Genomic DNA, 2132 nt, shown 5'->3' on the forward strand with positions numbered 1-2132 from the left:
CCGATACCGCGGCAGCAACGGCTATCGACATTAAAATAATCGGCAGAAATATTAATCTCTTCAAGTGAGCCCCCTTTCCATTTATGTTTAGCTAAAGTATATCACGTCAAACAGAGAAATATTTAGGATTGATAAGTAGCCGTAACTTTATAGTTACCGTTGGCCCATTCGGCAACATCGGTGTTCCATTCCTCGATCGATACTTTTATAATCTCATTACTTTTTAGGTGTAATTCTGCTCCAAGAGGAAGAGAATCGCTTCCTATGGTTAAGGTTACCTTATCGCCATTGTGTGGCAGATCTGATATCCCGAGAGTAGAAGAGACATATAGGCCCGGGTCGCCAAGATTGTAAGGGTCATTAATGCCTCTCAGTTGAGTCGTAGGATCTTTCAACGCGATATACGCGTAGCGCAAGCCCGCAATTTTATAATAATATCCCCTTGTGGAAGACCCCTTATCTATTACCGTCTCACGTACTATGTGGCCTGAATAGGCGTATATACCTATGCTGGTTATCGCGCAAAGTATCACAAAATATATTGCCAGCGCTAGAGCAAATCCTTTTTTAAGTGAAATATTTATCATGTTTCGAGCGGACATATTCTTGTTTCAGTTTTGAAAGTAGAACCATTTTTTTCGAATTCGAGCTTTATGATGAGCAAATTATTCGATGAAGACCATGAGGATTGCAAGCATGTTACATTTCTAGAGAGGACATCGTTTTCATTAGGATCGGGAATAAGTGTTGTTGATTTGTAAAAGTAAAGACAATAATTAGCGTTCGCTTGATAATAATAAACGGTGTCAGAAGACACCGCATCTATATGGCCGCCTTCTATGGTTGCTCTGATCCATTCCGGAGAATTACTAACCTGGATATTTTTAGCAAAACGTAACATGTTCGTCATGTGATTCATTATAACATATGCTTCACGCACAGGCTCTGCTTTATCCTGGATAGCATTGCCGAATTGGATCATGGCGACAAACTGATAGGAAACCGCCAGTGTAAGAACAATAGCCAAAGTCATTGCTATGATTAGTTCTATCAGAGTTATTGAGCGATTTTTTACTAGTTCCACGTGATTTTCGTAGTGACGATTTTATAATTAGTGGTTGAGGTTACGTTGATAAGGCAGTTGCCGCCGCGATTCTTAAGTTCAGTAAGATATGTGTCGTTGCGAAACTGGTCATTTGTAGTATCGCCTTCGGGCGGTAAGTCTCCAAGGGCAAGATAATAAAGTTTTTCCATCTTATCCGTAGCGAAATCGGTTGCCATTAGGGTCAGGCGCGCTTTCATGATGAAGTTTTTCATGCTGAAGACGTAGAATTCAAAAGCCCCCACAGCCGTAATCGCTATGATGACCATGGCTACTATGAGTTCAACTAATGTAAAGCCTCTATTTTTACCGTTAGCAATCATAGTCGCCCTTTTTTACCAGCACAATAAGGAAAAGTATATTGTAGTGGGCCCGCCGCCAGAACCGTTAATATCACCATCAACATCCACATACCAAAAACCATCGCCCATGTCATTACGGGCTGCTACCCAAAAACTCCTATCATCATCATATTGGTTAGCGCCTCTTAGAATTGCTACCGCGTTAGGGTATGTAATTGAGCTTAAACTTGTGGAAACAGGAGCTGGGTTATCTACTCCCACAACTTGCCCATTGTATACACGAATTCTGCTGCTTCCCCACATCCCAGCGCTAGACCATAATCCGGCTCCGCCATTAGCAGTCCTTATCCAGACATCATACGCATCAATATTACCGCCTGAGTTATGCGAAGCATCAGTCTTAGGGGTATATAGAGGGCTAGTCGCCCCGACACCGATATTGCCTTCAACAAGAAGCGAGCTCGCCGGTATGGAGGCATCCGGTAAGGTAGTTGATGAAGAATATGCAGCGCCTACAGCGCCCTTTTTACCGCGCAGGACAGTACTGCTCGGATCCGGAACTATTGTCGTGAGCTTTACTTCATCGACCGATACCGCGGCAGCAACGGCTATCGACATTAAAATAATCGGCAGAAATATTAATCTCTTCAAGTGAGCCCCCTTTCCATTTATGTTTAGCTAAAGTATATCACGTCAAACAGAGAAATATTTAGGATTGATAAGTAGCC

4 protein-coding genes are annotated in these 2132 nt (G+C 42.5%); all 4 read right to left on the bottom strand.

Going from position 1 to position 2132, the window contains the following annotated elements:
- Positions 1-122: 122 nt before the first annotated feature.
- From Q8R38_06680 to Q8R38_06695, 4 genes are read right to left on the bottom strand one after another with little or no spacing between them, the layout of a single operon-like run.
- Positions 123-587 (bottom strand): hypothetical protein, encoded by a 465-nt coding sequence (locus Q8R38_06680; GenBank protein MDP3791710.1) that lies wholly within the window; start codon positions 585-587, stop codon positions 123-125.
- On the bottom strand, positions 584-1033 hold the full coding sequence (locus Q8R38_06685) for a hypothetical protein (protein MDP3791711.1): 450 nt from the start codon (positions 1031-1033) through the stop codon (positions 584-586). Before Q8R38_06685 ends, Q8R38_06680 begins: the two co-directional genes overlap by 4 nt.
- Positions 1034-1074: 41 nt before the next feature.
- Positions 1075-1425, bottom strand: a complete 351-nt coding sequence (locus Q8R38_06690; GenBank protein ID MDP3791712.1) for a prepilin-type N-terminal cleavage/methylation domain-containing protein — start codon at positions 1423-1425, stop codon at positions 1075-1077.
- A gap of 12 nt (positions 1426-1437) precedes the next feature.
- Positions 1438-2055, bottom strand: coding sequence for a hypothetical protein (locus Q8R38_06695; GenBank protein ID MDP3791713.1), 618 nt, complete (start codon positions 2053-2055; stop codon positions 1438-1440).
- Positions 2056-2132 lie beyond the last annotated feature (77 nt).

This window comes from Candidatus Omnitrophota bacterium, from assembly GCA_030695905.1.
GTDB lineage: Bacteria > Omnitrophota > Gorgyraeia > 2-01-FULL-45-10 > 2-01-FULL-45-10 > CAZHPY01.

What these genes read in the sequence shown, in the direction of transcription:
- Q8R38_06690 (MDP3791712.1), bottom strand. Translation starts at nt 1,425, where the DNA reads ATGATTGCTAACGGTAAAAATAGAGGCTTTACATTAGTTGAACTCATA.
- Q8R38_06685 (MDP3791711.1), bottom strand. Translation starts at nt 1,033, where the DNA reads ATGACTTTGGCTATTGTTCTTACACTGGCGGTTTCCTATCAGTTTGTC.
- Q8R38_06680 (MDP3791710.1), bottom strand. Translation starts at nt 587, where the DNA reads ATGATAAATATTTCACTTAAAAAAGGATTTGCTCTAGCGCTGGCAATA.